The sequence below is a fragment of the Alcaligenes sp. RM2 genome (assembly GCF_052931795.1).
This window is the reverse complement of the sequence record NZ_JBRFIO010000003.1, coordinates 275,842-301,779: the sequence shown is the minus strand read 5'-3', so window position 1 is coordinate 301,779 and position 25,938 is coordinate 275,842. Positions and strand designations below refer to the sequence as shown.

The following is a 25,938-nucleotide window of genomic DNA, read 5'->3' as shown; positions in this document are numbered from 1 at the left end:
AAGATCTTATAACTGCCTGGCGATTTCCACCCCTTCATTGGCCAGTTGATCCGCACGCTCGTTACCGGGATCACCCGCATGGCCACGCACCCATAACCAGGTCAGTTCATGTTTTGCGGCCTGCTGCTCCAACTCCTGCCACAGGTCGGCATTCTTGACGGGCTTTTTATCGGCAGTACGCCAGCCGCGGGCTTTCCAGCCGGGCAACCATTCGTTCATGCCTTTCTGTACGTACTGCGAATCGGTGTGTACCCGCACCTGGCAAGGGCGTTTCAAGGCTTTGAGTGCCTCGATCACGGCCATCAGTTCCATGCGGTTATTGGTAGTATTGGCCTCGCCACCGCAAATGGCTTTTTCACGTCCGCCATGACGCAACAAGGCGCCCCAGCCCCCCAAACCGGGGTTGCCCTTGCAGGCACCATCGGTCCAAATATCGACAACATCAGTCATGTCTTGCTAATTCCTTCATCGGCAGCGCGTCCAGCAACCACCATAGGCCGACGCACACGCCGACGGTTTTTCTTCCACTTGGGCCCGACCATACGCAAGGCCGGCGTGCGTTTGACCGCACTAATCATGTAGACGGCCCCCGCAAAGCTCCACCAGCGCGCACCGCTTTGCTCCATCCAGGACCAGCGGTCCAGCCAGGACTGCTGACGGCACAACGGTGCATAACAGCCCATCTGCGTACTTTGCACATCAAAGGACAAAAGCTTTAACCAGTCGCGCAAGCGCGAGGGTGACATCACATCTCCCGGCAAGGTAGGCGTGCCCCGTTCCAGACCCGGAATCCAGTCGTGGGCACCCCACAAACTCAAGGGGTTGAAACCCGTCAGGAGAATGCGCCCTTCTGGCACCAGAACGCGCTCGGCCTCTCGCAACACCTGGTGCGGGTCGCGGGCGCTTTCCAATGTATGGGGCAGGATTAAAAGATCAATGCTTTGCGTATCAAAAGGCAGATGCTCGGGTTCGGCATAAACCAGGTTCTTCTGCTGGGCGGGCAGGACGCCGGCCTGAGCCGTACATACCTTGCAGGAGATGCGACTATGCGCCAGGAGGTCCCAATGCGGCAATCCAATTTGTATGGCATGATACCCGAAGGTGTTGACCACCTCCGCATCGATTCCGGCTTGTTCCCAAGCCCGCACATATCGCCCCGGTACGGTTTCCAACCACTGGGCAAATTGATCATTCAAAGTCTGCTCCACTGGCGCTCTCTCCCTCTACCATGATGAATGCATTTACCTGGCCTGTGCCAAGCGATGTTCGCCTGATTCCACTACCAGCCCTGAACGACAACTATATATGGGCTTTAAGTCGAAACGGTCATGCCCTGGTTGTGGACCCCGGCCAGGCCGCCCCGGTTCTGGATTGGCTGGAGCGCGAGTCCTTACAACTGGATGCCATTTTACTGACACACCACCACGGAGACCACGTTGGAGGTGTCATGGATATCCTGGCCAGGCACCCGGCTCGCGTCTGGGGCCCCGCCAACGAGCGTCTGCCTGCCTGTGACGTGCCTGTCGGCCAGTCCGATAAGGTCGAGTTACCTACTCTGGAACTGACGCTGGACGTGCTGGACATCCCCGGCCATACCGCCGGACACGTTGCGTACTTTGGTCAAAATGAGGTAAAACAGCCCTTTGTTTTCTGTGGTGATACCTTGTTTGCTGCTGGTTGCGGACGCCTGTTTGAAGGCACCCCGGCACAAATGACGGATTCCCTGGGCAAGTTGGCAAAACTGCCATCGGACACCCTGATCTGCTGTGCGCACGAATACACTTTATCCAATTTACGCTGGGCTCTACAGGTAGAGCCGGACAATCCCCAACTACATGAACGTTGGGAACAGGATAATCTCAAGCGTCAGCAAAACTTGCCTACGGTGCCCTCCACCTTGAAAACAGAATTGGCTACCAATCCATTTCTGCGTTGCGAGACGACTGCTGTTATCAAGGCTGCCGAGCACCATGCTGCCCAGTCCCTTAATAATCCTGTCGAGGTATTTGCCAGCCTGCGCGACTGGAAAAACAATTTCTGAAGATTCCGCAATGAACCTAATGAGACTTTTTGCGCTGCTATGCGCTTTCGTGCTGGCAGGCTGCGCCACAGGCCCCAAGGTCAGCCCTCAAAAAGCCGCCAAGACCTCCACCAGCATTGCCGCCGATACATCTCGCACCATTGATCTGACCCACCCACCCAAAGACGCGTGGGACCGGATGCGCCGGGGTTTCTCCATCCCCAACCTGCATACCGATCTGGTTGATTACTGGACCAACTACTACGCTTCGCACCCCGAATCCATCCGTACCATGAGCCAGCGCGCCTCGCGCTATCTGTACCACATCATGGACGAGCTCGATGCCCGTGGCCTGCCTTCCGAACTGGCCTTGCTGCCTTTTGTGGAAAGTGCCTATAACCCCGTCGCCTATTCGCGCTCCCATGCGTCCGGTCTGTGGCAGTTCATCCCCAGCACCGGCACACAATACAAGCTGGAGCAGAACTGGTGGGTAGACCAGCGCCGTGACCCGGTCGAGTCCACTCGCGCTGCTTTGGACTACCTGTCTTACTTGTACGAGTTCCAGGGCGACTGGTATTTGGCCCTGGCCTCCTACAACTGGGGTGAAGGTTCGGTACGCCGCGCCATGGAGCGTAATGAACAGGCCAACCTGGATGTTGACTACTTATCGCTGAAGATGCCGGACGAAACACGTAATTACGTCCCCAAACTGCAAGCGATCAAAAACATTGTGGCTAACCCGGAGCGTTATGGCATTACCCTGCCCCCAGTCAGCAACACACCGTATTTCACGGCCGTGCGCAAGAACAAGGACATTGACGTAGCCCTTGCTGCTGAGTTGGCTGAAATCTCCGTGGACGAGTTCAAGGCCTTGAACGCTGCCCACAATCGCCCCACAATCCCTGCCGATCGCGGCACCTTGCTGCTGCCCGCCAACAAGGTGGATATTTTCAATGCCAATCTGGCGGCCTATCAAGGCAAGCTCAGCAACTGGAAGGCCTACCAATCCAAGCGCGGCGAAAGCTATCTGTCCATTGCCCAGCGTCACGGCATTACCTTGTCGCAGCTGCGCTCCATCAACGGTTTGGGTAGCAAGAGCACCAAGGCCGTGGCCCAGACACTATTGGTGCCCAGCACCACCTTGGGTGAAGGCAGCCTGCAACTGGCTTCTCTGACCAATACACCTGCCGCCCCGGTAGCGCAAAGCACACGCCGTGCTCGTACGCAAACGGCCAGCGTCAACCGCAAGAATGACACTGTTGTTTTGCGTCGCGGCGCCAATGTGCGCACCCATACGGTTCGCCAGGGCGATACACTTTACGCCTTGGCCAAACGGTACGACACTTCGGTGGCAGAACTGCGACGCCTGAACAATATCAAAGGCAGCTCTCTTTCCAGGGGGACACGTTTGCGTGTTCCCGGTTCCAATATTCGTGGCTAAGTCCACCCACTAATTACATAAAGGATTTTCAGCATGGGTTTCCTGCAAGGAAAACGCATCCTGGTCACAGGCGTCCTCTCGAATCGCTCTATTGCTTACGGGATTGCGCAAGCATGTCGCCAACAAGGTGCTGATATTGCCCTGACCTATGTGGGCGAGCGTTTTAAAGAACGTGTTGAAGGCTTTGCCAAAGAACTGGGCACGGATATCGTGCTGCCCTGTGATGTGTCTGAAGACGATCAGATCGAACAGGCCATGGCCTCGCTGGGCGAGCGCTGGGACGGTCTGGACGGTTTGGTGCACTCCATCGGTTTTGCACCCCGTGAAGCCATTGCCGGCAACTTCCTGGACGGCCTGTCGCGCGAATCGTTCCGCGTCGCTCATGACATTTCCGCCTACAGCTTTCCCGCACTGGCCAAGGCTGCCCTGCCCTTGCTCAAAGGCCGCAAGAGCTCGGTGCTGACCCTGACCTACCTGGGCGCTGAAAAAGCCATTCCCAACTACAACACCATGGGCGTGGCCAAAGCTGCGTTGGAAGCCTCCGTGCGTTACCTGGCGGTGGCGCTGGGCGAGTACGGCATTCGTGCCAACGCCATCTCGGCCGGTCCTATCAAGACCCTGGCTGCCAGCGGCATCAAGGACTTCTCCACCATTCTGAAATTCGTAGAGACGCACGCTCCCTTGCAGCGCAACGTCACCATTGAAGAAGTGGGCAATGTGGCCTCCTTCCTGATGTCCGAATTGGCCAGCGGTATCACAGGCGAGATCACGCATGTTGACGCCGGTTTTAACTGCATCGTTCCGGGTATGCAGGAGTAAGGCCCCACGCCTTGATGTAAAAAAATAGCGGCCAAGGCCGCTATTTTTATTGCTCAGGGACGTCTAGACAACGCATAGGCAAGCTGCCGTTTGCCTCCAGGAGTACAACCCGAACAGAGCCTGCCCAAATCAGACAGGGTAGAAAAACCTGTAAGGGTCTAGCGAATCAATCACCCTGCGCCCCCTCTTCCACAAAGTCGCTACGCAAAATGCCATGCCGCTGCAACTTGTCGTAAAAGGTTTTGCGCGGGATACGCAGATCCTGCAAGGTCGCCTTGATATCACCACGATGGCGTGCCAGCGCCTGACGTATCTGCTGCGACTCGAACTGCTCCATGCGGGCGGGCAGGCTCAAGTCCTCGTTTTCCAGCTCCTTGATCTCCGGGTGCTGCACCCCCAGCACTTCACGTTGCGCAAAGTGTGCCAGCTCGCGCACATTGCCCGGCCAGTGATGTGACTGCATATAGGCCAGACTGCGCGCATCGGGCATCTTTTGCGGCATGCCGTACTTCTTGGCAGCCAGCGCCGCAAAGTGGGCGAACAGCATGGGAATATCCTCCTTGCGCTCCCGCAAAGGCGGCAGTCGCAAGGTGACCACGTTGAGTCGGTAATACAAATCGGCGCGGAAGTTCGCACGCTGGGCGGGGTCGGACAAATCCACCTTGCTGGCGGCAACGACGCGGATATCTACCGGGTGCTCTTCGTTGGAACCCAAAGGAGTTACGCAACGGGTTTCCAGCACACGCAGCAAGCGCACCTGCGCAATCATGGGCATGCTTTCGATTTCATCCAGAAACAGCGTGCCACGGTGTGCATGTTCAACACTGCCTACACGTCTGCGCTGCGCGCCCGTGAATGCCCCGGCTTCGTGACCGAACAGCTCGCTTTCAATAATGGTTTCAGGCAAGGCACCACAATTCAGCGCCACAAAACGATGCTGTGCTCGAGCGCTCCAGCGGTGCAGCAACATGGCCACCACTTCCTTGCCTGTGCCGGTTTCCCCTTCCACCAGCACATCCACATCGGACTGTGCCAGATGCCGCAAGGTAGTGCGTAAATTGACCATGACCTCGGAATTACCCAGGAGCGCCGGGCCTTGGCCATCCTCGTCCAGTTCTTCGCGCAAGGCACGGTTTTGCAGAACCAGACTGCGCTGCATGGCGGCATGGCGTATCACCGTCAGCAAGCGTTCGGCCTGATAGGGTTTGGTCAGAAAATCAAAAGCGCCATCGTGCATGGCCTGCACGGCCATATCAATATCACCGTGGCCGGTAATCAGCACGACGGGCTGCTCGGGATCGCGAGCATGCAAGGCTTGCATCAGCGCCAGACCATCCATGCCCGGCATGCGAATGTCCGTCACCACCACACCCGGATAATCCTTGGGCAAGCGACTCAGGGCCTCCTGCCCGCTGGCACAGGCCACCACCTTCAGGCCCGCCAGTTCCAGACTTTGCACCACGGCGGCACGCAAGTCCGCATCATCATCAACAAACGCGACTTCCATTCTTATCTCTCTCCCTGGCCCAGCTCGCTATCGGCATTGCGCAGCACGATATGGAACGTGGCGCCCCCCAGGCGCGAAGGCCCTTCTTCCAAACGGCCACCCAGGGTCGCCACAATATCGTGCGAGATCACCAGCCCCAAGCCCACACCTTGGCGACGGCTGGAGCTAAAGGGCGTAAACAGGCGTTGGCGGATTTCCGCACTCAGGCCGGGGCCGTTGTCGGAAACAACAATGCGCACATGCTGCTGCTCGCTCATGACTTCTATACGGATACGCCCTTGACGGCTCCCATCCAGAGCATCGAGCGCATTACGCAGTAAATTCACCAGAACCTGCTCCAGACGTACCGGCAAGGCCCATACACGCACAGACTCGTTCACGCCCTCCAGTTCCAGGCCCACACCTTGGGCCCGCGCCCTGTGCTCCAGCAATTGCCAGGCGCTATCCACAGCCGAACGAACCCGTACCGGGCCTTCCTGTTCCTGGGGCTTGCGGGCGTAATGACACAGTTGGGAGGTAATACTGCCAATGCGTTGGGTCAGCGTCTGGATGCGGGACAGGTTCTGCCGTGCCGTTTCCGTCTGGCCCTGATCCAGCAAGCGCAAAGTGTTGTCCGCATAGACTTCAATCGCCGCGACAGGCTGGTTGATCTCGTGAGCCACCCCGGCCGTCACCTGCCCCAGAAAGGACAGCTTCTCGGCCTGCTCCAACTGCTCACGCAGATCACGCGCACGCGTACGGGCTTCTTGCAGGGCCTGCATCTCCTGCTCCAGGCGACGACGCGCCACCTGCAACTGAGCGGTCCGGGACTCTACCGCTTCTTCCAGCGCATCACGCAGTAGCTCCTGACGCGCCTGTGCTTCCCGGCGCTGTTGATTGCGTTGCAGGGCCAAGGCCGTCAGTACCAGCGCTGCACATAACAACCCCATCACCGTCAGACGGGATTGAAAGGCCTGGGTCTGCAATGCAGCATCCATGGGAGCCATCGCGTGCAAAACCCAATCACTGCCTGCGACAGGCTGCTGCACATGCAAAAAGCGCTCCTGCCCCAATGTCCAGAAGGAGGCCCGTTCGCCGGAATCCGACATATTCAAGCCCACTGACTCCAAGGGCTCATTACCAAACTGCTGACTGGCCCGCAGCTTGACCAGTTGCTCGGGCGCGGCTTGATCCAGACTATGCAAACGCCAGTCCGGTTCACCGCTTAGCAAGATCACGCCATTGGGATCGCTTACAAACATGCGATCGCCATAACCTTCCCATTCTTTTTCCAGCAGATCGAATACCAGCTTGATGACGACCACACCAACCGGCTTGCCGTCCTGATCTTGCACCATGCGTGAAATGTACAAACCCGCCTTGCCGCTGGCAGTCCCCAAGGCAAAGTATTCCGCATGCCCCTGCTCCAGGGCTTTGGTGAAGTAAGGGCGGAAACCGTAGTGATTGCCCACGAAGCTGTCGGGCTCCTGCCAGTTACTGGACACCAGCGTCTGCGAATGAATATCCAGCAGGTACAGAACAGGAGCGCCCGTATCTTCGGCCAATTGCTGGAACTTGCGATTCAAAGCCTCGGCATCACCATAGGCAGGATTGCCCATCAGGTATTGGCGCAGAGCCTCGTCCTGTGCAAGAGCAAAGGACAAGGTACGAAATTTGTCTCGGATAGTCCTGATCCAGCCGGCATTACCGCGCATCAAGGAATCAAGCCGCTGTTCGCTTTGTGTCAGCAAACGAGCCGTGCCCAAATCGGCCGAACGCCAGAAGGCAAACAGCCCCAGCACGACGGCCAAGCTCAGCAGCAGCAACCATTCGAGCCTGAAGCGCCGCCGCATGCTCGAAGAAACCGGAATGGAGTTCATGAAACCTGTGCGAAATATCGCCAAAAATTAGTAATAGCTGTGCGGATTTTCGCACACATAAGCAGATAGCGGGGAAGTCTCCTGTCCGCAAGCCGCTTATTTGCTGGTTTTCTGCCGGCGAACAGATTGGCACGGATCTTGCTTTAGTCATGAGCTTATGGGCCGGGACAAGGATCCCGGCGAGCTTAAACCGCCTGCCCACACACAATTCCAAGCAGGCCACCAGCTGACTGCCAGGTCGGCTACATCAAGTCACGGAGACGACATCATGATGGATATAAGCACAGGAGACCGTTCGGTACCGCAGATCGTCAAAATCAAGTGGTATCGAATTTTGTACGTACAGGTCATCATCGCCATCACTATCGGGATTTTGCTGGGCCATTTTTACCCCTCGCTGGGCGAGAGCATGAAACCTTTGGGCGATGCCTTCATCAAGCTGGTCAAAATGATTATTGCGCCCGTCATTTTCCTGACGGTAGCCACCGGCATTGCCGCCATGACAGACCTGCAAAAAGTGGGCCGTGTGGTGGGCAAGGCCATGATTTACTTTCTGACTTTCTCCACGCTGGCCCTGATTGTAGGCTTGGTGGTCAGCAATATCGTGCAGCCCGGCCATGGCATGAACATTGACCCCAGCACCCTGGACCCCAGCTCTATCCAGGGTTACGTGCAGCAAGCCCATGACAGCACGCTGACGGGCTTTTTGATGAACATCATCCCCGCCACCCTGATCAGCCCCTTTACCGGCGGCGACATTCTGCAGGTGCTGTTTGTGGCCGTGCTGTTTGGTATTGCCCTGGCCGCTGTGGGCGATCACGGCAAACCCGTGCTGAAACTGCTGCAAGCCTTGATGACGCCTGTTTTCAAGCTGGTTGCTATCCTGATGAAAGCCGCTCCCATCGGGGCCTTCGGTGCCATCTCTTTCACCATCGGTAAATACGGGATTGAATCCGTGTCCAGCCTGGCGCTGCTGGTGGTGACTTTCTACGTCACCTCCGTGCTTTTTGTGCTGATCATTCTGGGTGCCGTGGCCCGCTACAACGGCTTTTCCATCACCAAGCTGATCCGCTACATTCGTGAAGAACTGCTGCTGGTGCTGGGTACCAGCTCCTCGGAAGCGGCTTTGCCTACCTTGATGCAGAAGATGGAACGCGCCGGGTGTGCCAAGTCGGTTGTCGGCCTGGTTGTACCTACCGGCTACTCCTTCAACCTGGACGGCACCAATATCTACATGACCATGGCGGCCCTGTTCATCGCCCAGGCTTGTGATATTCCACTGACCTTGCAGCAGCAGGTTCTGCTATTGCTGGTTGCAATGCTCAGCTCCAAAGGCGCGGCGGGTGTGACGGGGGCCGGTTTCATTACCCTGGCGGCTACCCTGTCCGTGGTGCCTTCGGTACCTATCGCTGGCATGACTCTGATCCTGGGGATTGACCGCTTCATGTCCGAATGCCGTGCGCTGACCAATCTGGTGGGCAATGCGGTTGCCACCATTGTGGTTGCCCGCTGGGAAGGCGAACTGGATACCGATCAACTCAACAGCGCCATGAATGGCGAGCTGCCACCGCTGGATACCAGCGTCACCTTGCATCAGCGCGGTGACATGGAGATTCCCGCACAAGAGGCCAGCGAGCCGCGCGCGACTGTTGCAGCCTGATTCGGGCACTTGAAAAAGAAAGGCCGGTTTTCAATTGAGAACCGGCCTTTTGCTTGTCTGCTTGTTCTTGCCAAGCTGCTCCCGCTCGTATTGCTTTGGGCAAGTCGTTAGCGACTCAGTCAGACAGAAGGAAACCGCACAATCTCGCTGTCTGGCGTCCAGGCAGGGTATTTATCCATGATGCTCAGGAACAAAGGGCTGGACTGAAAGTTCAGCAACCAGGTCGACAAGGCCGTCCAAGGCTGCGCATCAAACCAGTCCCTGTTCACTTGTGCGAATTGCCGCACAAAGGGGGCAATCGCCAAATCTGCCAGACAAGGACGCTGTCCCATCAGGTAGCCCTGCTGTTCGATGCGGGCATTCAGGCCCATCAATAATTCACTGGCTTGGGCTCTATGCAGGGCCGAAAAACTGGCGGCATCCGTGAATTGTTCATCCTCGGTATGGCGATCCGGGTATTTATAGCAATCCAGATGCCGCTTGAAAGGCCCGTCATTGGCCGCAATCAGGGCCAGCATTTGCTCGACATCGCCCTGCTCAGGCTGCAAATACTGCTTGGGATCTTGAATCGCCAAAGCCCAACGCATGATGTCCAGGCTTTCATCAATAACCTTGCCATCGGGCAAGACCAGCACCGGGACGGTGGCTTTGGGAGAGGCCAGGCGCAGGGCCTCGGGTTTGTCGCGCAGTACGACTTCGCGCAACTGACAAGTTACGCCGCTGGCCGCAATAGCCAGCCGTGCCCGCATGGCATAGGGGCAACGGCGAAAGGAATACAAAATGGGCAGATCAGATAAGGACATGCTCAATCCCGTTAAAAAGCCGCGCCACAGGCACGGACTTAAAGCGCTGGCGTTTATGCAAAGCGCCCTTCTGTAGCAGAAGGGCGGACTATAAACGACGCAGCGCCAGAATCAAGCTAGTAGAGGTAACACAGTGGCCCGATCAGGGCTAGGCGTCCTTGCCTTGCTGAGCCAGCAGGCGTTGCTCTTCCGCCTTGCGGCGGGCGGCCTCACGGCGCTCGGTCAACTCGTCCATGCTGACGCCAATGTGACGCTCTTCACGCTCGCGCGCCAAGGCCACTTGCTTTTGACGCTCGCGGAAACGCTCGATCTGCTCGGGGGAACTGTGGCCGTGGCAGTAGGGACAGCTGACGCCTTCTTCGAACTGGGGCGAGGCTTTTTCCTCTTCGCTGATAGGCATGCGACAGGCACGGCAGAAATCATAATCGCCGGGTTCCAGACCGTGACGCACCGATACGCGCTCGTCGAACACAAAGCAGTCACCATCCCACAGGCTTTCTGCTGCTGGAATCTCTTCCAGATATTTCAGAATGCCGCCTTGCAGGTGGTAAACCTGATCAAAGCCTTGCGAACGCATGAAGGCTGTGGATTTTTCACAGCGGATACCGCCGGTACAGAACATGGCCACGCGCGGTTTGCCATGCAAGACACCGCCTTCCTTGGACTGCTCGGCCACCCACTGAGGAAACTCGGTAAAGCTTTGGGTCTTGGGGTTGATGGCACGGTTAAAAGTGCCAATACCCACTTCGTAATCGTTGCGGGTATCCACCACCACCACGTCCGGATCGCTGATCAGGGCATTCCAGTCTTCGGGAGCAACATACTCGCCCACCATTTCGGCGGTTTTCAGATCCGGTACACCCAGGGTAACGATCTCTTTTTTCAGCTTCACCTTGAGGCGGTAAAACGGAGCCTTGTCGGCATAGGATTCTTTATGCACCAGGCCAGAAATACGTGGATCGGAGTTCAGATATGCCAAGACGGCACGAATACCCTCCTGAGGGCCGGCAATCGTGCCGTTAATCCCTTCGCGCGCCAGCAACAGCGTGCCTTTGACTTCATGCTGCTCGCAAAAAGCAAACAAGGGGTCGCGCATTTGTGCGAAATCGGGCAATTCCACGAACTTATATAAAGCCGCGATCAGGTAGGTAGACATAGGTAAACGAATTCTCTGGATAGAAGCGGTGGCGCAGCCCGCAGGCGGTAGGACAGCGTAGGCCGTCGTACACTATACGCGACTGATACCCCTTGGGCCTTTGACGCCCGTCAAAAAAATAGGGCGGGCCGGGGATTCAACTTTAAAATCATAACGCTAAAGCCGTCAGGCCGCATCTGGCCCCGGTCCCTGTTTCACTTTGCACGAGAGCTATGGATTCCGTAACACAAGCAGTCCTCGGTGCCAGCATCTGCGGCTCCCTCCTCGGGCGGCAGTATGGCCGCAAGGCGATCCTGTCCGGTGCCATCATCGCCACCCTGCCCGATCTGGATGTCTTCATTCAATATGGGGACCCGATTACCTCCATGGTCAGTCATCGCGGTTTCTCGCACTCTTTATTTGTGTTGAGCGCGGCAGGCATCCTGATCACCCTTTTATGGCGACTGCTGTTTCCACAAGCACGTGCCTCTGCAGGGAGGCTGGGGCTGGCGGTCTGGCTGGCGCTGATTACCCACCCTCTTCTGGATGCCTTTACCAGTTACGGAACGCAATTGCTGTGGCCTTTGGCCGCTACCCCGGCAACCTGGTCCAGCATCTTCATTATTGACCCGCTCTATACCGTGCCCTTACTGATCGCCACGATCATAGGCTTGATACGTGGACCGGCACCCGCAACGATACGGGCCTGCAACTGGGCCTTGCTCTTGAGCAGCCTGTATCTGGCAGCCTCGGTAGGTGCCAAGTTCTGGGCCGAGCAACAGGCGACCGCACAGCTCAAACAAGAGCAGGTGGAAATCACGCGGGTATACTCCGCCGCCCAACCCATGAACATCCTGCTCTGGCGTGTACTGGTGCGCGACACACAGGACCGGGAATGCGAAGTCATGGTGGGCCTGCTGGACCGGCTGCGTGCACCCAAGGGGCATCAATACGAATCCCTGTGCCTGCCCGTTCATAGCGACTACACCCAGTTGTTCCCCCCCTTGAAACAGCTGGAGCAACTGCGCTGGTTTTCGGACGATTGGCTGCGCTACGACATCATCGATGACCTGCTGGTGGTCAGTGATATACGCATGAGCCTGGGCCCCGGCCAGTACAGTTTCCGCTTTGTCGTAGCCGAACGCATTGCAGACGACACCTGGTTGCCCGTGATTCCGTATCGTTGGGCCAGTGGCCACAATATTGCTTTGCTAAAGCCCGTTCTGCGTCGTATTTGGGAGCCGACTCCACCACTACCGCTACAAGAATGGGCCAAACGCATTGATGCCGGTGTACCTATTCCCAGGGCAAGCCCAGACTTCCAGGACATGAATTAAGCAAGGCCAAAAACCAGAGATGGAGACGGGCCTGTGCAAGGTGGGCATAGCCAACTCTTGCTAGCCCGCCCGGCCGCGTGTAGCACGCGCTCCTGAAACATAAGGTCCTAGCTTGATACAAAATACGAAGTGGTGAAGCTATAAAATTGCGTCCTGCCCGATAGGGGTTTTAACGTATTGCCAACGCATCAAAAGCATCAATCACTTTCATCATGAATTTAAAAAAACTATCTGTTTTCGCCACGCTGGGCCTTTGCTTCGCTATTGCGGGCTGCAACAGCGAAGAAGCGACAGAAACACCATCTCAAGCGGTCTCATCCGAGCAAGGCTTTATCCAGAAATACAATGCCTATGTTGAAGTTGCCAATAGCTTGCATACGCCTTTCTACCGTGCGCTTTCCGATTATCAAACCGTCTACGAGCCTGCCGTGCGCTCGGGCAAGAAGCTGGATAACTATTCCGTTGTTTCACTGGTAAGCATCAAGAACACCCAGGAAAAACTGAAGTCCGCCTTGGCACTGGAAGCCAACATGCCGGAAATAGATGGGCCAGCAAAGCAGTTTGACGACTCCTTGACCAAGCTGGCACCTCTCAATTCCGAGTTGAACAACTATGCCGAATCAAAAGAGTTTCTGACGGATGGCGGCAAAAAGGCAGCCGACAATAACGAGGCGTTCGTCAACGCCCTGACAGAAGTCGTACAGGCAGAGGCTGCATTTCTCCAAGGCATTCAGAAACAGGATGAGATAAACATCCAGACCTCTTTCGATAAAGCTCCCAAGGACTCCATGGAGCATTACCGTTTGGGTGCCGTGCTGTTCAGCAAGCAGGCCATGAACAAAGTCGACGCTATTTTCGAGCAGCAGGGGGCAAAAGAGAGCATCCCCCCCTTCCAGGAAAGTCTTGACCAGGCAGCTGCGATGATCAGTAACTGGGATAAAAAATTCAAGGAAGAAACGCCGCAAGGATGCCCACGAATCATGTCGAAAATGAATGAATTCCTGGCCCAGGGCAGAAGCGTCATCCAGCATGCCTCTGAAGGCAATTACGTACCTCAGCAAGGCTCGATCAGCTGGCAGATCAATAACCCCATAAAAAATGACGCCAGCAGCTTGCAATTGAAATTCAATGCAATGATCGGGGCGCTTAACTATCCCCGTTGCTAATGGCACCCAGAGACTGAGCTTGAAGCCGTAAACCTGGCGTCAGGCTCCAGTCTCAATGCAGGCAGTCATGCCGGCTCTGGCGGGCACGCTTCGTCTTGAAGCGATCCACACAATAAGCCCCCACGCTGCGCCTTTGGCTTAGTGCCTCCGAGGGGCTTTTTACCGGGGGCGCCGAGCTTTAGGGCAGCACGGCGCCAAAAAAAACCCTGGACGATTACGTCCAGGGTTTAAATTTACCCACTACGGTCACTACAAAATGACACCCGGCGCTCTGTCAAACCCGAGGATCACAAACAAGCCTTATTTCAGCATCCCTTCAACACGCTGGCGCAAGGCCGGGTCCTGCTGAATCGCCAGACTGATGCCGTTGTAGTCCGCCAGATCCATGCCATTGGCACTGACCACGCCTACCAGGCGCTGGTCGGCTTCCTGAACAATAGCCTGACGCTCTGCATCACTTTTGGCCGCATCCAGACGCGGCTGATATTCCGAAGCAGTTTGGGCGACCTTCTTGTAGGTGCGCGCATATTGCTCCAGCTGAGAATCCGTAGGTTTAACGATCTGGGTGGCAGCAGGGGCTGCCGAGTTGGCCGGAGCCGCATTGCCCTGGGCCATCGCAAAAGGGCTGTACATGCCAAATGCGACTGCGGTAGCAGCAAGAAAAGCTTTAACTGAGGGCTGCATGGATAGAACCTCCTAAACAGAGTCAATGAACGACCATCATGACAAGAGCGGCAGCAGCTTACAAGTTTCTCAATGTAGTTTCGTGTATCTGCATGCCACCCTTCCCCTTACAGACTTCAGTCGCGCGAGTAAGGACGTCCGTTAAAGTCCACGGTTACCAAATTGCCGTCCATCTGGCCCATGCCGGGTGAATTGGCGGGCATGCCTGGCGCGGCCACCCCACGCACACTGCCATCATTCATCATGCGTTTGACGACCTTGGCAGGCACATGGCCTTCAATCAATTGCCCCGTCTCTTCAATCATCGCGGTGTGGCAGGACGCCAGGTTCTCCGGCACTCTCAAAAGCCGCTTCACGTCTTGAATCTTCACGACCTTGACCTCTTTGACCTCAAAGCCTTCATCGCGCATGTACTGTGCCCAGCCCCCACAACAACCACAGTCAGGATCCTGGTACATCGTAATAGCGGGACCCTCTGCCAACGCCATGGAACTGAAGGCCATCAGGCTGGCCGTCAACAATAAAGGTTTAATCACAATTACATTCCTGTTTTGCAGCGCCACGGCGCTCTGGTTGACACTCTCATGCACTTGACTAAGACTAGGCACTCGCAAAAAAGTTTAACAAAACACACTAATCCGTCCTGATCCGCCATGAGTCTTGATTCCGTCAAACAGTTTTTTAACGAACACGCTGCCGATATTCAGGTAATTGAAACCACCGAAAGCACAGCCACCGTCGTGCTGGCTGCGCAAGTGCACCAAGTCGAGCCGGGACAAATTGCCAAGACGCTTAGCTTGAAAGTGGGCGATAAAGTAGTACTGCTGGTCGCTCGAGGTGATGCCCGTCTGGACAACAAGAAGCTGCGTACCGCCTTCGGTACGCGCGTAAAAATGCTGGACCTGGAAAGCACTGAAGCCTTGACGGGTCACCCGGTTGGCGGGGTCTGCCCCTTTGGTCTGGCTACCCCGCTGGAGATTTACTGCGATCTGTCCTTGCAGGACTACGACACGGTCTTGCCCGCAGCAGGCTCTATTAATTCTGCGGTACGCATCACCCCGCAGCGCCTGGCCGAGCTGACCCGCGCGCAATGGATTGATGTGACTCAGCCGCCTCCAGCTCAGTCCTGACCCCCACCTGCGATTGGGTCAGAGGTTGACCTGCTGCCTTGTGCCCCCCAGGCGCAGGCAAACCTGCCCGTCGCTGACAGGTAAACAGATGTGTAAGTTGAATACGTACATGACCAGGCGACAAAAAACGCCATAAGAGCTCAAGGCATGGGGACGCGGCCATAAGGTATTTTCAGAAAATAAGCGGGTTCGTCCTTGCCATATCTGGTAACGAATGCCCTTTCTATCCTGATTAGGATAAGACATCGGATCTCAAATTAACTTTGTCTATCCCAGAGGAAAAAATGCCCCACCTATTATTGCTGGAGACAGATTCAGCTTTTATAAGCCTTTTTTTGGCATTGGCGCGGCAGATGAACTTTTCCGCCATCGCTGCAAATACGCCAGAAGATGTTCTGATCCGTTATCACCAGAAAACTCCTGATGCCCTGCTGTTTGGCCCCAGTGTCAGCGCCCTGCAGGCTCAGGAGTTGAGCCGTCGCATCGGACTGGATGCGGTGGAAAGCTATACCTTGCACGCCTACAGTGGCTCGACCCGGCAAGACCAGGCGCAATTGCGCACCTTGCTGGAGCAATTAAAAGCCAAGTATCAAAACGGTGCCTGTGCTTTTCAAGCCGAGCAGCATCATGACTTTGGCGAGTTTGTAGGCTGTTCCGCCCCCATGAAAAAACTCTATGAAAAGATCAGCAAAGTGGCCAGCACCGACCTGCCTGTGCTGCTGATTGGCGAGAGTGGCACCGGCAAGGAACTGGCGGCCCGGGCCATTCACCGCTGCAGCGCTCGCAAGGAACAGGCGTATGTACCCATCAACTGTTCAGCCATTTCAGAACAACTGATCGAAAGCGAGCTGTTCGGCCACGAAAAAGGCAGCTTTACCGGAGCCGAACGTAATCGGCAGGGCTACTTTGAACTGGCGGACCAGGGCACGCTGTTCCTGGACGAAATAACCGAAATGCCCATAGACGCCCAAACCAAGCTGCTGCGCGCATTGGAAAATGGCGAATACATGAAGGTAGGTGGCGACAAGTTGATCAAACATGATGCCCGCATCATCGCTGCGACCAATCGCCCGCCCATGCGCGCTATTGAGGACAAGAAACTGCGCGAAGATCTGTATTACCGCCTGGGGGTCTTTCCGATTCAAATTCCCCCCCTGCGTGAACGCGGCGACGATGCCGTCCTGATCGCCAAGCACTTGGTAGAACAGCTGAACCAGGAGCATCAGCAGAACCGCTCACTGAGCCTGGCCAGTATGCAGGAGATCGAACGCTATCACTGGCCGGGCAATATACGCCAGTTGCGCAATGCGATCCTGCGCAGCTATGTGATGAGCAGCGGCGATCATGTGGAAATCAATATGGAGGCCGATCCAATGGAATAAAAGCTTGCCCAGCATGTAACTGAGCAAGCCCGACAAACGCTTACTGGGCCACGGCAGGCTTCATGGAGTCTGCCAGAGCATGAGCATGTCGCAAGTGCTGCTGCAGCATGGGCAAAGCGTCCTGGGCAAAACCCATGACCTCCTTGTCTTTGCCATCCTTGATGTAGTCCTCAAAGAGCTTGATGGTGTCCTCATGTGCTTTGACCGCCGCTTCGTTGGCATAGTCCGCATCAAACTGTTCACCCTCCGCGCCCTCCAGCATGGAAATCTTGCCACGCTGCATCAGGCTGGGCTCCGTGGGCAACTCCACCTTGCGTGCCTGTGCCAGCGTCTGCAGTTCCTGGGCCAGTTGCTCGTGGTCGTCGATCATCATTTGTGCAAATTCGACCACTCTATCGTTGTTGCTGCGCTCCAGAGCCAGCTTGGCAGCCGTCACTTCAAAATGTCCCGATTGTGCCGCATCTCTCAAAAACCCTTTATCCGGAGAAAACAGCTCAATGGCAGAAGCACTGCGAACACTCAAACCCAATACCAGACCCGCCGCCACCGCCAAACACATCAGATGTCTTACTCGCATCGCACACCTCCAAAAACGTCAGTCATTGCCTGAAACCAGAACATCTTTGCTGACCTGAGGCCAATCCGCATGGCCAGCAAAGCCTTGACGGTGTCCTAGCAAGGGCCGTACCCGCGCCTTCAACCTTGGGGCAGGAACGGAACTTGCTATGTAGATAGCACAGGGCCCGGATCATCCCGGCAACTGTGTCCGAAGAACTGTCGGTTCGCATCACCAAGCACAAGGAGACGCCACCATGAAGCTGGAAATGGTTCCGCAGCTGCACATGCAGCAAACCCTCTCGCAGCGACTGCAACAGTCCGCACAAATCCTGCAGCTCTCGGCGCAGGAGCTGCAAACGCTGGTACAAGACAGCCTGCAAGACAATCCCCTACTGGAACCCGCTCCAGAACCCGCCGCCCCCGTACGAGAGGGCCTGTCCCATCCTGGGTCCAGCCAAAGCGCTCACCTGATCGATAAGCACGACATAAGCCCGGCTCCGCGCAGCCGTGACGAACAGATCCTGGAGCATGTACGTTTGAGTCACGCCAGTGAGCGCTGCAAGGCCTTATGTGCCCTGATCGTGAACGCCCTGGATGACAACGGATACTTGCGCGATCACTTTGAAGACCTGCTCCCCACCGGCTACGAACACATCCCCCTTGCCGAATGGCAAACCGCGCTGGCGCTGGTCCAGTCCCTTTCTGTTCCCGGTACAGGTGCCCACTGCCTGTCCGACGCGTTGCGCTTGCAGATCCAGGCGCGTCAGTCTCTAGACCCGGTTCTGAAACAGAGACTGCTCAAGTTAGTGGCTACCGAGCTGCCCGCGCTGGCGCAAGGCGAGTGGTCACAAGTGCAGAGCCGCCTGAATCTGTCCGATGCAGACTTTCATCAGGCGCTACGCGAACTGCAAAGCCTGGACCCCAAGCCCGGTCTGGCTTATCTGGAACCGTTACGCCAGGCCATTACGCCAGACGTCCACGTCTACCGCGATGGCAAGCATTGGCGCGTGCTCGCGGACCCTCGCAGCCTGCCACGCGTTCAGGTGCATCAAGAATATGCCGCCACCCTGGAGCAACAGGCACGCACGCAACAGAACCGCCCTTTGCACAGCGCCCTGACTCAGGCTCGCTGGCTGGCCGAGAGTCTGGCGATGCGGCGCAGCACGGTGTGCCGTGTCGCTGAACTCATCGTCCGGCACCAGATCCTTTTTTTCGAGCTAGGTGAGCAAGGCCTGCAACCCCTGCGCATCAGCGATCTGGCCAAGGAGCTGGATCTGCATCAATCCACCATCTCCAGAGCGACTGCCAACAAGTACATGAGCACTCCCTTTGGCACCTTGAGCTTCAGGCATTTTTTCTCCGGCGAGCTGGAGACTGATTTCGGTGGCAGTTGCTCCACCGCCCTGGTCAAGGAGCAGATACGCCGGCTGATTGCCAGTGAACCAGAGCGTCAGCCTTTAAGCGATGTCGACTTGCATCAGGCGCTGCGTCAGAACAGTGTGGAGCTATCCAAACGAACCGTCACCAAGTACCGCCTGCAACTGGGTATTCCCAATGCCCGCGAACGTTTGCAACGGGCACGCTTGCGTGCTGTCAGCGGGCAGGATGTGCACCCCTTGAACTGAGCGGGTACGCAATTTGCTGATTCTCCAACGAAGATCCCTTAATAAAACAAAGCGAGAATCAGCATGAGCAAAATCATTGTGGTGTCCGTACGCGTGGCCAGTTCCGATCAACCTTGCACAGGCGGGCTGGCCGTCGCGGTAGATCAATTGTTAAAGCACCCGCAGACCCAGGGCATCTGGCTGGGGTGGAACGGCCAATGTGATCCACAGCCGGGGGCGTTGCGTACCGAAGATCGGGGCAGCTACCAAGCCGTCACCTTCTCCTTCACCCAGGAGCAATACGAACAGTTTTACTGCGGTTACGCGAACACCTGCCTTTGGCCCGCCTTTCACTACCGCCTGGACCTGATGGACTTCCAGACCCACCACTTCCAGCAATACCTGGAGATCAACCGGCAAATTGCCGCTTATTTGCGCCAGATTGCCGAAGAGGACGACTTGATCTGGGTCCATGACTACCACCTGATGCCATTAGCCCATTTTTGCCGAGAGCAAGGAATGCAGCAGGCCATTGGCCTGTTCTTTCACACCCCCTTTCCGTGCCCGGAGATTCTGCGCTCCATTCCCCGCTATGAACAATGGCTGCCCATGCTGCACCATTACGACCAGATTGGCGTCCAAAGCCGTGGCGACCATCATGCGCTGACAGCCGCACTCCAGACCTTAGTGCCACCGCACACGAGCGAGTCAGGCGCCCGTACCGTCAGCACAGACGTCTATCCCATCAGTATCGATGTGGATCTGGTTCAGGCTCTGGCCAAGGCCCCCTCATGGACCGACAGCGCCACACCAATCGAACCAGTCAACGGGCCTGACACCATTATCAGTGTGGACAGGCTGGATTACACCAAGGGCCTGGCCTATCGGCTGCGCACCCTGGATACGCTGCTGCGCAGCTACCCGACGCTGCACGGGCAAACAACGTATGTCCAAATCGCCCCCTCTACCCGCGGCGATATTCACGATTATCAAGTCATGCGTGAAGAGCTGGAAAGTCTGGCCGGACAGATTAACGGTCAATTTGCCACGCCAGGCTGGAGTCCGGTGGTGTACATGAACCGCGCCTTTCCGGCCGGCCAGCTGATGCGCATGTTGCGCCGCGCCCGCGTCGGTTTTATCGCACCCTTGCGTGACGGAATGAATCTGGTGGCCAAAGAATATATCGCTGCCCAGGACCCCGCCGACCCCGGTGTCCTGGTTCTGTCCACCTTTACGGGCGCGGCACAATCCCTGCAAGGCGGCTACCTGCCCGTCAACCCATTTGATGCGGACGCCACCGCACGCAGCCTGTATCAGGCCTTGAACATGCCGCTAGAGGAACGACGCCGACGCCACCAGCATTTAATGATGCAACTGCGACAGCAGGACCTGAGGCAGTGGTGCGAACAGTTCCTGCATGATCTTGGCATCAGCTCGGGCTTGAATCAGGCCCATGACCCTCTGGCTGAGCTTCCAGCATCCTGACGCGTACAAATGCATCCGGTTGGTGCTGACCCAGATAGGCCACCAAGCGCTCGCGCAACAAACAGCGCAAGTCGAACAAACGGCCCGAGTCGGCAGCACTGACCAGAAAGCGCAACTGCATCCCCCACTCATTGGTATCGGTCACCTGCAACACCTGAACGCGCCCATCCCACAATTCAGAGGACTCGCACAAGTCCTTGAATGCCGTGTTCAAGCCCTGCATTTCAACCTTGTAGTCCACCCATAGAAATACCGTGCCCAGCAAAGAGGCGCTGCGACGGGTCCAGTTCTGGAAGACAGTTTCTACAAACCATTGCAAGGGAACGATCAGACGGCGCTCGTCCCACACACGTACCACCACATAAGTGGCCGTGATTTCCTCTATCCGGCCCCACTCCCCTTCCACAATCACCACATCGTCAATGCGTATGGGCTGGGTGAATGCGATCTGCAAACCGGCAATAAAGTTACCCAGCACCGGCCGGGCAGCAATACCGGCTACCAGCCCCGCTACCCCGGCCGATGCCAGCAGGCTGGTGCCCAGTTGCCGTGCGCCGGGTAGAACCATCAAAGCAAAGGACAAGCCCAGCAAGACCAGCAAGAAATGCACACTGCGTGCCAGCACACGCGCCTGGGTGTAGATCTGACGCGAACGCAGATTGTCGGACACATTCAAGGGGTGACGCACCACCACAAGCTGGAACAGAGATTCGACTGCACTCATCAGCATCCAGGTCGTGCAGATAATCAGCACCAGCATGTCCCCAACGATCAGATAGGACTGCCACTTGGCCGAGATGGGGGCCAGCGGAATACATATGCGCAAAAATACGGCCAGAAAAAACAGCCGCGACGGCCAGCGTATCCGTTCGCTGAAAAACCGCAGAAAGTGCTCTGGCGAGGCCAGTCTTTCAATAATCTTGCCACCCAGAAAATGCACCAGCAGCAGTATCGCCCAGCCGCCCAGCAATAACAGCAGCCACATCCACCACGTCATTGACATCATGATTGCTCTCCTGAAAACCATGTCTCCAGATACAGCAACTTGTGTGCCGCGCCCCGCCCCCAGGCAGTCAGGCACGCTTTGTGCTGGGTCAGTCATAACCAATCACGTGATTGGTGTTCTTTCTCAAGGAGAGTTATATGACCCAGCACACCAACAAACAGGATCATAAAGATCAACGTGGCTTTGCCTCCATGGACGACAAAAAGCAGCGCGAGATTGCTGCTGAAGGTGGGCGTGCCTCGCACGAAAAAGGCACCGCGCACGAATTCACCCCGGAAGAGGCCCGTGAGGCTGGCGCTAAAGGCGGCCGTGTAGCCCATGAACGCGGTACGGCGCACAAGTTCAACTCTGAAGAAGCTCGCGAAGCGGGCGCCAAGGGCGGTCGCGCCGCTCATGAAAAGGGCACAGCTCACGAGTTCACTTCTGAAGAAGCCCGTGAAGCCGGTGCCAAGGGTGGCCGGGCAGCCCATGAAAAGGGCACGGCCCATGAGTTCGACTCCGAGGAGGCCCGCAAGGCCGGCGCCAAAGGTGGCAAGGCCACCCAGGACCAGCGACGCTAAGCCTTAACCAAGCCCCAGTTGGACGCGGCGCACCCACCAGGGCCGCCGCGCCCTGTCCCATTCCTTGTCTATTTCAGGAGCCGTCATGACAACGCGTCAAACAGTGAAAGAGCAACGTCACCTGCAAGAACAGCAGGACCAGAAGGACAAGAACGGGGTCGGCCAGAACGAGCCCGTCACGCACGATAAGAGCCACCCAGGCAGCGATTACCCCACTCCCCCCCTGCCGCAACAACACCTGGAAAAGCCTGGGTGTGAAAGTGATCTGGACCCGGCCCCCCGCTACGAAGCCTCCAGCTACAAGGGCAGCGGCAAGCTGGAAGGAAAAGTCGCCGTGATTACCGGTGGGGACTCGGGCATAGGCCGGGCCGTTGCCGTGCTCTATGCCCGAGAAGGTGCCGATGTGGCGATTGTGTATTTGCACGAGGATGAAGATGCCGGACGCACTCGTCTGGCCGTCGAGGCCGAAGGCCGCCAATGCCTGACACTGCGCGGCGATGTGAAAGACCCTGAATTTTGTCGACAAGCGATTGAGCAGGTACTTGACCGCTTCGGTCACCTGAATATTCTGGTCAACAATGCCGGCTTTCAGGAACATGCCCAATCCTTGCTGGACCTGACCCCGGAGCGGCTCAATGAAACCTTCCACACCAATATCTATGGCTATATCTACATGGCCCAGGCCTGCCTGCCGCACCTTCACGCGGGCGATGCCATCGTCAATACCAGCTCGGTCACAGCCTTGCGCGGGGCCGCTCATCTGCTGGACTACTCCAGCACCAAGGGCGCCATTATTGCCTTCACGTACTCCCTGGCGGCCAACCTGGCGCCCAAAGGTATACGTGTAAACGCGGTCGCTCCCGGACCCGTCTGGACCCCCTTGAACCCCGCCGACTCCCCGGCCGAAAAAATCCCCGAGTTTGGTGCCGATACGGTCTTTGGCCGCCCCGCCCAGCCGGAAGAACTGGCGCCTGCCTATGTCTACCTGGCCAGCCCGATCACCGCCAGCTACATCACCGGCACCGTGCTCCCCATCACGGGTTACCCAGGAAGCTGATATGAATAACGCTCTGCATTTGGATCAGACCGCCTTGTTTCTGGATCTGGACGGTACCCTGGTCCCCTTGGCTGCGCGGCCTGACCAGGTATTTCTTCCCCCGTCCACTGCCGGCCTGCTGCTGAATCTGCACGCTGCCTGCGACGGCGCGGTGGCACTGGTTTCAGGCCGCGACTATGACAGCCTGCATATCGCCTGCACCAAGCTTCCGCTTGCCATGATCAGCAGCCACGGCGCAGCCATGTATGACGCCGAGGGTCAGGAATGCTGGAACATCCCGATCAACCCGGCTGAGCACCACAGCCTGTCCCGCTCTGTCGCCGCCCTGATCCACCCCTACTCACTGGTTTGGATGGAGCGCAAATCGCACGGTGTGGCTGTGCACTTTCGGCAACGCCCTGAAGTTGGCGAGGCCTTGGCCACGGAACTGCACGTGCTGTGCTCGGAATATCCCGGCTTTGATCTGATCCGCGGACATTGTGTCATCGAACTGCGCATGAGCGGCTTTGACAAAGGCCAAGCCCTGGCCCGAGCCCAACGCCTGCCCGCGTTCGCCGACCGCAAGCCCGTCATGATTGGCGACGACTTGACCGATGAGGCCGCCTTTGAGTTTGTGAACCAGAAAGGCGGGCTGAGCATACGCATCGGTCCTCAGGAGCCAGCCAGCGCGGCCCAGCTTTCCTTGCCACACCCCTCTGACCTGCTGACACTTTTGCAAACCAGTCTGCTGGAGACGCGCTTTTTCTCCGAGCTGGCACAGCGAACGCCCTCTGGCGCCAAAACGGTTGCGCCATGACTCGCTGACACTGGCCGCACTCTCTTTATTTAAAAGGATGGCCCCATGAGCAAGATACTTACCTCTACGCCCAAGACCTCCTTGCAAATCAGCCTGCCCAGCAAGGGCTGCAACAAGGGCGCGCTCCAAAGTCTGGAATTCATGGCCAGGGAACTGGCGCAATTCCTGGATCTGCCTCGAGTCCATATTGACTATGAAGACCAGCTAAAGCCCAGCTCCGCAAACACTTACTACCTCCCCCTGCAGACCTTGAGCCTGGAGCAGGCGCGACAACTGGGTATCGAACAGGCCTCCCAACTGTATGGGGGTGTAGTGCCATATGACTTTCTGGCCCATAAAACCGTCGCCCATCCCCTTCCCCAGGACGATATGGACCGCCCGGAAGGCTGGAACAATGAGCTGGGCCTGGCGTTACGGCACACGGTCTTGCCAGGCTACAGCGTCTTTTCAAGAAACGACGCGCTACGCACAATGAGCCTTCTGGATGAAGCAGGCCAGACCGGCATACGGGCCAAACTGGCCAGTGCTAATGCAGGCAAAGGCCAGAAGGTGATCTACAGCCGTCAAGAGCTGGAAGAGCTCTTGAACCTGCCGCCGTGGCAGAGTCAACTGGAACAGGGTCTGGTACTGGAGGAGAACCTGCTCGATGGCGAGACCTTCAGCATCGGCCAGACCCAGGTGGGCGAGCATCTTTTTTCCTATATCGGCCAGCAACACCAGACCACCAACCTGCAGCACGAGTCCGTATATGGCGGCTCCAGCTTGCTACTGGTTCGCGGCGGGTTTCAGCAGTTGCTGCAGCTCTCGGGCATGAAGCGCATTGAGCATCTGCTTGAGCTGACCATAAGCTACGAAAAAAACATCAGGCAGGCCTTTCCTGAACTGTATGCCTCACGTCGCAACTATGACCTCATCGTCGGTAAAAATGCGCGTGGCCACTACAAGGCAGCCGTACTGGAACATTCCTGGCGTTTTGGCGGAGCGTCCATTGCAGAGATTCTGGCCATCCGCACCCTGCAACGCCACCCTGAGCTCCAACATACCCACGCATGGACACGCGAGCGCTATCTGGACGATGCCAGCCTGGTGAAAAACTCCCCTCATCTTTACAGCCTCGACCAAGAAGACGAGGCTTATCTTGCCCGCTTCGGCGGCCCACTGCCATCATGAGTACGGAAATTTTCAACACCACCATCAAAGTGCCCCATCAGCACCTGGATGCACGCCTGCTAGTCCCCCAATCCCCTGTCCCTGGCATTTTGTTCGTGCACGGTTGGGGCGGCAGCCAGCACTTTGACCTGAAACGCGCCCACACCATTGCCGGTATGGGCTGTATTTGTCTGACCTTTGATCTTGCCGGGCACAATGCCAATCAGCACGAGCGCGAGAACGTCACCCGAGAACAGAACTTTCAGGACATCTGCGCGGCCTTTGACACCTTGAGCAGCCACCCTATGGTGGACTCCAGCTCCATCGCCATTGTGGGGCACAGTTATGGCGCCTATCTGGCCTGCCTGTTAAGTGAATTTCGATCGGTACGCTGGCTCAGCTTGCTGGCTCCTGCCTTGTACCCGGACGACGATTGGCTGTCTCCAAAGGATCAGCTCAACCGAGAGTTGCTGCAGGACTACCGTCTGCATACTCATTCTCCGCAAGAGAACCGCGCCTTGCAGGCCTGCTCCAAATTCACGGGAGATGTTCTGCTGTTTGAAGCGGAATACGATGAGCTGATTCCCCGCCAGACCTTGCTAACGTATCGCCAAGCCTTCAGCCAGGCCCACTCTCTGACGCATCGGGTACTGGAAGGAAGCAACCACGCACTGGACGAGAAAGTCGCCCAGCGTGATTACTCCGTGCTGCTTTACCGCTGGATTCAGGAAATGATTATTGGCGCCCGTATTGGGCACCTGCCCAACAACACCACTTGAC

Annotated in this window: 25 protein-coding genes; 15 read left to right on the top strand and 10 right to left on the bottom strand. The window is 56.9% G+C overall.

Translation table 11 applies throughout. The features are described from left to right. Positions 1–6: 6 nt before the first annotated feature. On the bottom strand, positions 7–450 hold the full coding sequence (gene rnhA, locus ACU6HM_RS13075) for a ribonuclease HI (RefSeq protein ID WP_022983314.1): 444 nt from the start codon (positions 448–450) through the stop codon (positions 7–9). Continuing rightward, positions 447–1,208, bottom strand: a complete 762-nt coding sequence (locus tag ACU6HM_RS13070) for a class I SAM-dependent methyltransferase (RefSeq protein WP_009460825.1) — start codon at positions 1,206–1,208, stop codon at positions 447–449. Before ACU6HM_RS13070 ends, rnhA begins: the two co-directional genes overlap by 4 nt. A gap of 23 nt (positions 1,209–1,231) precedes the next feature. Here ACU6HM_RS13070 and gloB point away from each other — a divergent pair, with 23 nt between their 5' ends. Genes gloB through fabI form a run of 3 tightly spaced genes read left to right on the top strand, consistent with a single transcriptional unit; the run spans position 1,232 to position 4,280 of the window. After that, positions 1,232–2,041, top strand: coding sequence for a hydroxyacylglutathione hydrolase (gene gloB, locus ACU6HM_RS13065; RefSeq protein ID WP_031232534.1), 810 nt, complete (start codon positions 1,232–1,234; stop codon positions 2,039–2,041). Between the two features lie 10 nt (positions 2,042–2,051). Continuing rightward, complete coding sequence (locus tag ACU6HM_RS13060; RefSeq protein ID WP_026485385.1) at positions 2,052–3,461, top strand: transglycosylase SLT domain-containing protein; 1,410 nt, start codon at positions 2,052–2,054, stop codon at positions 3,459–3,461. A 33-nt stretch (positions 3,462–3,494) separates the two neighbouring features. After that, complete coding sequence (gene fabI, locus ACU6HM_RS13055) at positions 3,495–4,280, top strand: enoyl-ACP reductase FabI (protein WP_009460819.1); 786 nt, start codon at positions 3,495–3,497, stop codon at positions 4,278–4,280. Between the two features lie 166 nt (positions 4,281–4,446). Here the strand turns inward: fabI and ACU6HM_RS13050 are convergent, their stop codons facing one another. Continuing rightward, the gene (locus ACU6HM_RS13050; protein ID WP_257723653.1) at positions 4,447–5,787 is read right to left on the bottom strand and encodes a sigma-54-dependent transcriptional regulator; all 1,341 of its coding nucleotides are present in this window, start codon (positions 5,785–5,787) and stop codon (positions 4,447–4,449) included. Between the two features lie 2 nt (positions 5,788–5,789). Further along, positions 5,790–7,646, bottom strand: a complete 1,857-nt coding sequence (locus ACU6HM_RS13045; protein ID WP_446763920.1) for a sensor histidine kinase — start codon at positions 7,644–7,646, stop codon at positions 5,790–5,792. Between the two features lie 268 nt (positions 7,647–7,914). Here ACU6HM_RS13045 and ACU6HM_RS13040 point away from each other — a divergent pair, with 268 nt between their 5' ends. Then, complete coding sequence (locus ACU6HM_RS13040; protein WP_009460813.1) at positions 7,915–9,306, top strand: dicarboxylate/amino acid:cation symporter; 1,392 nt, start codon at positions 7,915–7,917, stop codon at positions 9,304–9,306. Between the two features lie 119 nt (positions 9,307–9,425). On the opposite strand, the gene ACU6HM_RS13035 is transcribed toward ACU6HM_RS13040, so the two are convergent. Both ACU6HM_RS13035 and trhO read right to left on the bottom strand, forming a co-directional pair. Beyond that, on the bottom strand, positions 9,426–10,109 hold the full coding sequence (locus ACU6HM_RS13035; protein ID WP_250756077.1) for a glutathione S-transferase: 684 nt from the start codon (positions 10,107–10,109) through the stop codon (positions 9,426–9,428). Between the two features lie 148 nt (positions 10,110–10,257). Next, complete coding sequence (trhO, locus tag ACU6HM_RS13030) at positions 10,258–11,265, bottom strand: oxygen-dependent tRNA uridine(34) hydroxylase TrhO (protein ID WP_022983316.1); 1,008 nt, start codon at positions 11,263–11,265, stop codon at positions 10,258–10,260. Positions 11,266–11,477: 212 nt separating this feature from the next. Here trhO and ACU6HM_RS13025 point away from each other — a divergent pair, with 212 nt between their 5' ends. Together ACU6HM_RS13025 and ACU6HM_RS13020 are read left to right on the top strand one after the other, a co-directional pair. Next, positions 11,478–12,581 (top strand): metal-dependent hydrolase, encoded by a 1,104-nt coding sequence (locus tag ACU6HM_RS13025; protein ID WP_446763919.1) that lies wholly within the window; start codon positions 11,478–11,480, stop codon positions 12,579–12,581. A 212-nt stretch (positions 12,582–12,793) separates the two neighbouring features. Beyond that, positions 12,794–13,747: a DUF3829 domain-containing protein gene (locus ACU6HM_RS13020; RefSeq protein WP_446763918.1), complete on the top strand. Its 954-nt coding sequence runs from the start codon at positions 12,794–12,796 to the stop codon at positions 13,745–13,747. A 300-nt stretch (positions 13,748–14,047) separates the two neighbouring features. Here the strand turns inward: ACU6HM_RS13020 and ACU6HM_RS13015 are convergent, their stop codons facing one another. After that, complete coding sequence (locus ACU6HM_RS13015; RefSeq protein ID WP_026485377.1) at positions 14,048–14,431, bottom strand: DUF4168 domain-containing protein; 384 nt, start codon at positions 14,429–14,431, stop codon at positions 14,048–14,050. 116 nt (positions 14,432–14,547) lie between these two features. Beyond that, a complete protein-coding gene (locus ACU6HM_RS13010) occupies positions 14,548–14,967 on the bottom strand; it encodes a DUF411 domain-containing protein (protein ID WP_446763917.1) in 420 nt (139 codons plus the stop codon). Between the two features lie 117 nt (positions 14,968–15,084). Between ACU6HM_RS13010 and ACU6HM_RS13005 the strand changes: the two genes are divergently transcribed. Together ACU6HM_RS13005 and ACU6HM_RS13000 are read left to right on the top strand one after the other, a co-directional pair. Beyond that, positions 15,085–15,561, top strand: coding sequence for a YbaK/EbsC family protein (locus ACU6HM_RS13005; RefSeq protein ID WP_009460799.1), 477 nt, complete (start codon positions 15,085–15,087; stop codon positions 15,559–15,561). A 353-nt stretch (positions 15,562–15,914) separates the two neighbouring features. Further along, positions 15,915–16,943, top strand: a complete 1,029-nt coding sequence (locus ACU6HM_RS13000; protein ID WP_446763916.1) for a sigma-54 interaction domain-containing protein — start codon at positions 15,915–15,917, stop codon at positions 16,941–16,943. Positions 16,944–16,983: 40 nt separating this feature from the next. Here the strand turns inward: ACU6HM_RS13000 and ACU6HM_RS12995 are convergent, their stop codons facing one another. Continuing rightward, positions 16,984–17,520 (bottom strand): DUF4142 domain-containing protein, encoded by a 537-nt coding sequence (locus ACU6HM_RS12995; RefSeq protein ID WP_446763915.1) that lies wholly within the window; start codon positions 17,518–17,520, stop codon positions 16,984–16,986. Between the two features lie 235 nt (positions 17,521–17,755). Between ACU6HM_RS12995 and rpoN the strand changes: the two genes are divergently transcribed. Further along, complete coding sequence (gene rpoN, locus ACU6HM_RS12990) at positions 17,756–19,126, top strand: RNA polymerase factor sigma-54 (protein WP_446763914.1); 1,371 nt, start codon at positions 17,756–17,758, stop codon at positions 19,124–19,126. 63 nt (positions 19,127–19,189) lie between these two features. Beyond that, positions 19,190–20,590, top strand: a complete 1,401-nt coding sequence (locus ACU6HM_RS12985; protein ID WP_369327140.1) for an alpha,alpha-trehalose-phosphate synthase (UDP-forming) — start codon at positions 19,190–19,192, stop codon at positions 20,588–20,590. Here the strand turns inward: ACU6HM_RS12985 and ACU6HM_RS12980 are convergent. Then, positions 20,535–21,596 (bottom strand): mechanosensitive ion channel family protein, encoded by a 1,062-nt coding sequence (locus ACU6HM_RS12980; RefSeq protein WP_250756082.1) that lies wholly within the window; start codon positions 21,594–21,596, stop codon positions 20,535–20,537. The two genes, ACU6HM_RS12985 and ACU6HM_RS12980, sit on opposite strands and share 56 nt — an antisense overlap. A gap of 137 nt (positions 21,597–21,733) precedes the next feature. On the opposite strand from ACU6HM_RS12980, the gene ACU6HM_RS12975 reads away from it, so the two are divergent. The 5 genes from ACU6HM_RS12975 to ACU6HM_RS12955 all read left to right on the top strand — a co-directional run bounded on the left by ACU6HM_RS12975 (position 21,734) and on the right by ACU6HM_RS12955 (position 25,937). Continuing rightward, positions 21,734–22,156, top strand: a complete 423-nt coding sequence (locus ACU6HM_RS12975) for a KGG domain-containing protein (RefSeq protein ID WP_446763913.1) — start codon at positions 21,734–21,736, stop codon at positions 22,154–22,156. 85 nt (positions 22,157–22,241) lie between these two features. Continuing rightward, the gene (locus tag ACU6HM_RS12970; RefSeq protein WP_022983321.1) at positions 22,242–23,213 is read left to right on the top strand and encodes an SDR family oxidoreductase; all 972 of its coding nucleotides are present in this window, start codon (positions 22,242–22,244) and stop codon (positions 23,211–23,213) included. Between the two features lies 1 nt (position 23,214). Continuing rightward, positions 23,215–24,009: a trehalose-phosphatase gene (gene otsB, locus ACU6HM_RS12965; RefSeq protein WP_060186696.1), complete on the top strand. Its 795-nt coding sequence runs from the start codon at positions 23,215–23,217 to the stop codon at positions 24,007–24,009. 45 nt (positions 24,010–24,054) lie between these two features. Then, positions 24,055–25,179, top strand: coding sequence for a DUF3182 family protein (locus tag ACU6HM_RS12960; protein WP_446763912.1), 1,125 nt, complete (start codon positions 24,055–24,057; stop codon positions 25,177–25,179). Next, complete coding sequence (locus tag ACU6HM_RS12955; protein WP_083054568.1) at positions 25,176–25,937, top strand: alpha/beta hydrolase family protein; 762 nt, start codon at positions 25,176–25,178, stop codon at positions 25,935–25,937. Before ACU6HM_RS12960 ends, ACU6HM_RS12955 begins: the two co-directional genes overlap by 4 nt. Position 25,938: the final 1 nt, after the last annotated feature.

What these genes read in the sequence shown, in the direction of transcription:
- rnhA (WP_022983314.1), bottom strand. Translation starts at nt 450, where the DNA reads ATGACTGATGTTGTCGATATTTGGACCGATGGTGCCTGCAAGGGCAAC.
- gloB (WP_031232534.1), top strand. Translation starts at nt 1,232, where the DNA reads ATGAATGCATTTACCTGGCCTGTGCCAAGCGATGTTCGCCTGATTCCA.
- ACU6HM_RS13060 (WP_026485385.1), top strand. Translation starts at nt 2,052, where the DNA reads ATGAACCTAATGAGACTTTTTGCGCTGCTATGCGCTTTCGTGCTGGCA.
- fabI (WP_009460819.1), top strand. Translation starts at nt 3,495, where the DNA reads ATGGGTTTCCTGCAAGGAAAACGCATCCTGGTCACAGGCGTCCTCTCG.
- ACU6HM_RS13050 (WP_257723653.1), bottom strand. Translation starts at nt 5,787, where the DNA reads ATGGAAGTCGCGTTTGTTGATGATGATGCGGACTTGCGTGCCGCCGTG.
- ACU6HM_RS13045 (WP_446763920.1), bottom strand. Translation starts at nt 7,646, where the DNA reads ATGAACTCCATTCCGGTTTCTTCGAGCATGCGGCGGCGCTTCAGGCTC.
- ACU6HM_RS13040 (WP_009460813.1), top strand. Translation starts at nt 7,915, where the DNA reads ATGATGGATATAAGCACAGGAGACCGTTCGGTACCGCAGATCGTCAAA.
- ACU6HM_RS13035 (WP_250756077.1), bottom strand. Translation starts at nt 10,109, where the DNA reads ATGTCCTTATCTGATCTGCCCATTTTGTATTCCTTTCGCCGTTGCCCC.
- trhO (WP_022983316.1), bottom strand. Translation starts at nt 11,265, where the DNA reads ATGTCTACCTACCTGATCGCGGCTTTATATAAGTTCGTGGAATTGCCC.
- ACU6HM_RS13025 (WP_446763919.1), top strand. Translation starts at nt 11,478, where the DNA reads ATGGATTCCGTAACACAAGCAGTCCTCGGTGCCAGCATCTGCGGCTCC.
- ACU6HM_RS13020 (WP_446763918.1), top strand. Translation starts at nt 12,794, where the DNA reads ATGAATTTAAAAAAACTATCTGTTTTCGCCACGCTGGGCCTTTGCTTC.
- ACU6HM_RS13015 (WP_026485377.1), bottom strand. Translation starts at nt 14,431, where the DNA reads ATGCAGCCCTCAGTTAAAGCTTTTCTTGCTGCTACCGCAGTCGCATTT.
- ACU6HM_RS13005 (WP_009460799.1), top strand. Translation starts at nt 15,085, where the DNA reads ATGAGTCTTGATTCCGTCAAACAGTTTTTTAACGAACACGCTGCCGAT.
- ACU6HM_RS13000 (WP_446763916.1), top strand. Translation starts at nt 15,915, where the DNA reads ATGAACTTTTCCGCCATCGCTGCAAATACGCCAGAAGATGTTCTGATC.
- ACU6HM_RS12995 (WP_446763915.1), bottom strand. Translation starts at nt 17,520, where the DNA reads ATGCGAGTAAGACATCTGATGTGTTTGGCGGTGGCGGCGGGTCTGGTA.
- rpoN (WP_446763914.1), top strand. Translation starts at nt 17,756, where the DNA reads ATGAAGCTGGAAATGGTTCCGCAGCTGCACATGCAGCAAACCCTCTCG.
- ACU6HM_RS12985 (WP_369327140.1), top strand. Translation starts at nt 19,190, where the DNA reads ATGAGCAAAATCATTGTGGTGTCCGTACGCGTGGCCAGTTCCGATCAA.
- ACU6HM_RS12980 (WP_250756082.1), bottom strand. Translation starts at nt 21,596, where the DNA reads ATGATGTCAATGACGTGGTGGATGTGGCTGCTGTTATTGCTGGGCGGC.
- ACU6HM_RS12975 (WP_446763913.1), top strand. Translation starts at nt 21,734, where the DNA reads ATGACCCAGCACACCAACAAACAGGATCATAAAGATCAACGTGGCTTT.
- ACU6HM_RS12970 (WP_022983321.1), top strand. Translation starts at nt 22,242, where the DNA reads ATGACAACGCGTCAAACAGTGAAAGAGCAACGTCACCTGCAAGAACAG.
- otsB (WP_060186696.1), top strand. Translation starts at nt 23,215, where the DNA reads ATGAATAACGCTCTGCATTTGGATCAGACCGCCTTGTTTCTGGATCTG.
- ACU6HM_RS12960 (WP_446763912.1), top strand. Translation starts at nt 24,055, where the DNA reads ATGAGCAAGATACTTACCTCTACGCCCAAGACCTCCTTGCAAATCAGC.
- ACU6HM_RS12955 (WP_083054568.1), top strand. Translation starts at nt 25,176, where the DNA reads ATGAGTACGGAAATTTTCAACACCACCATCAAAGTGCCCCATCAGCAC.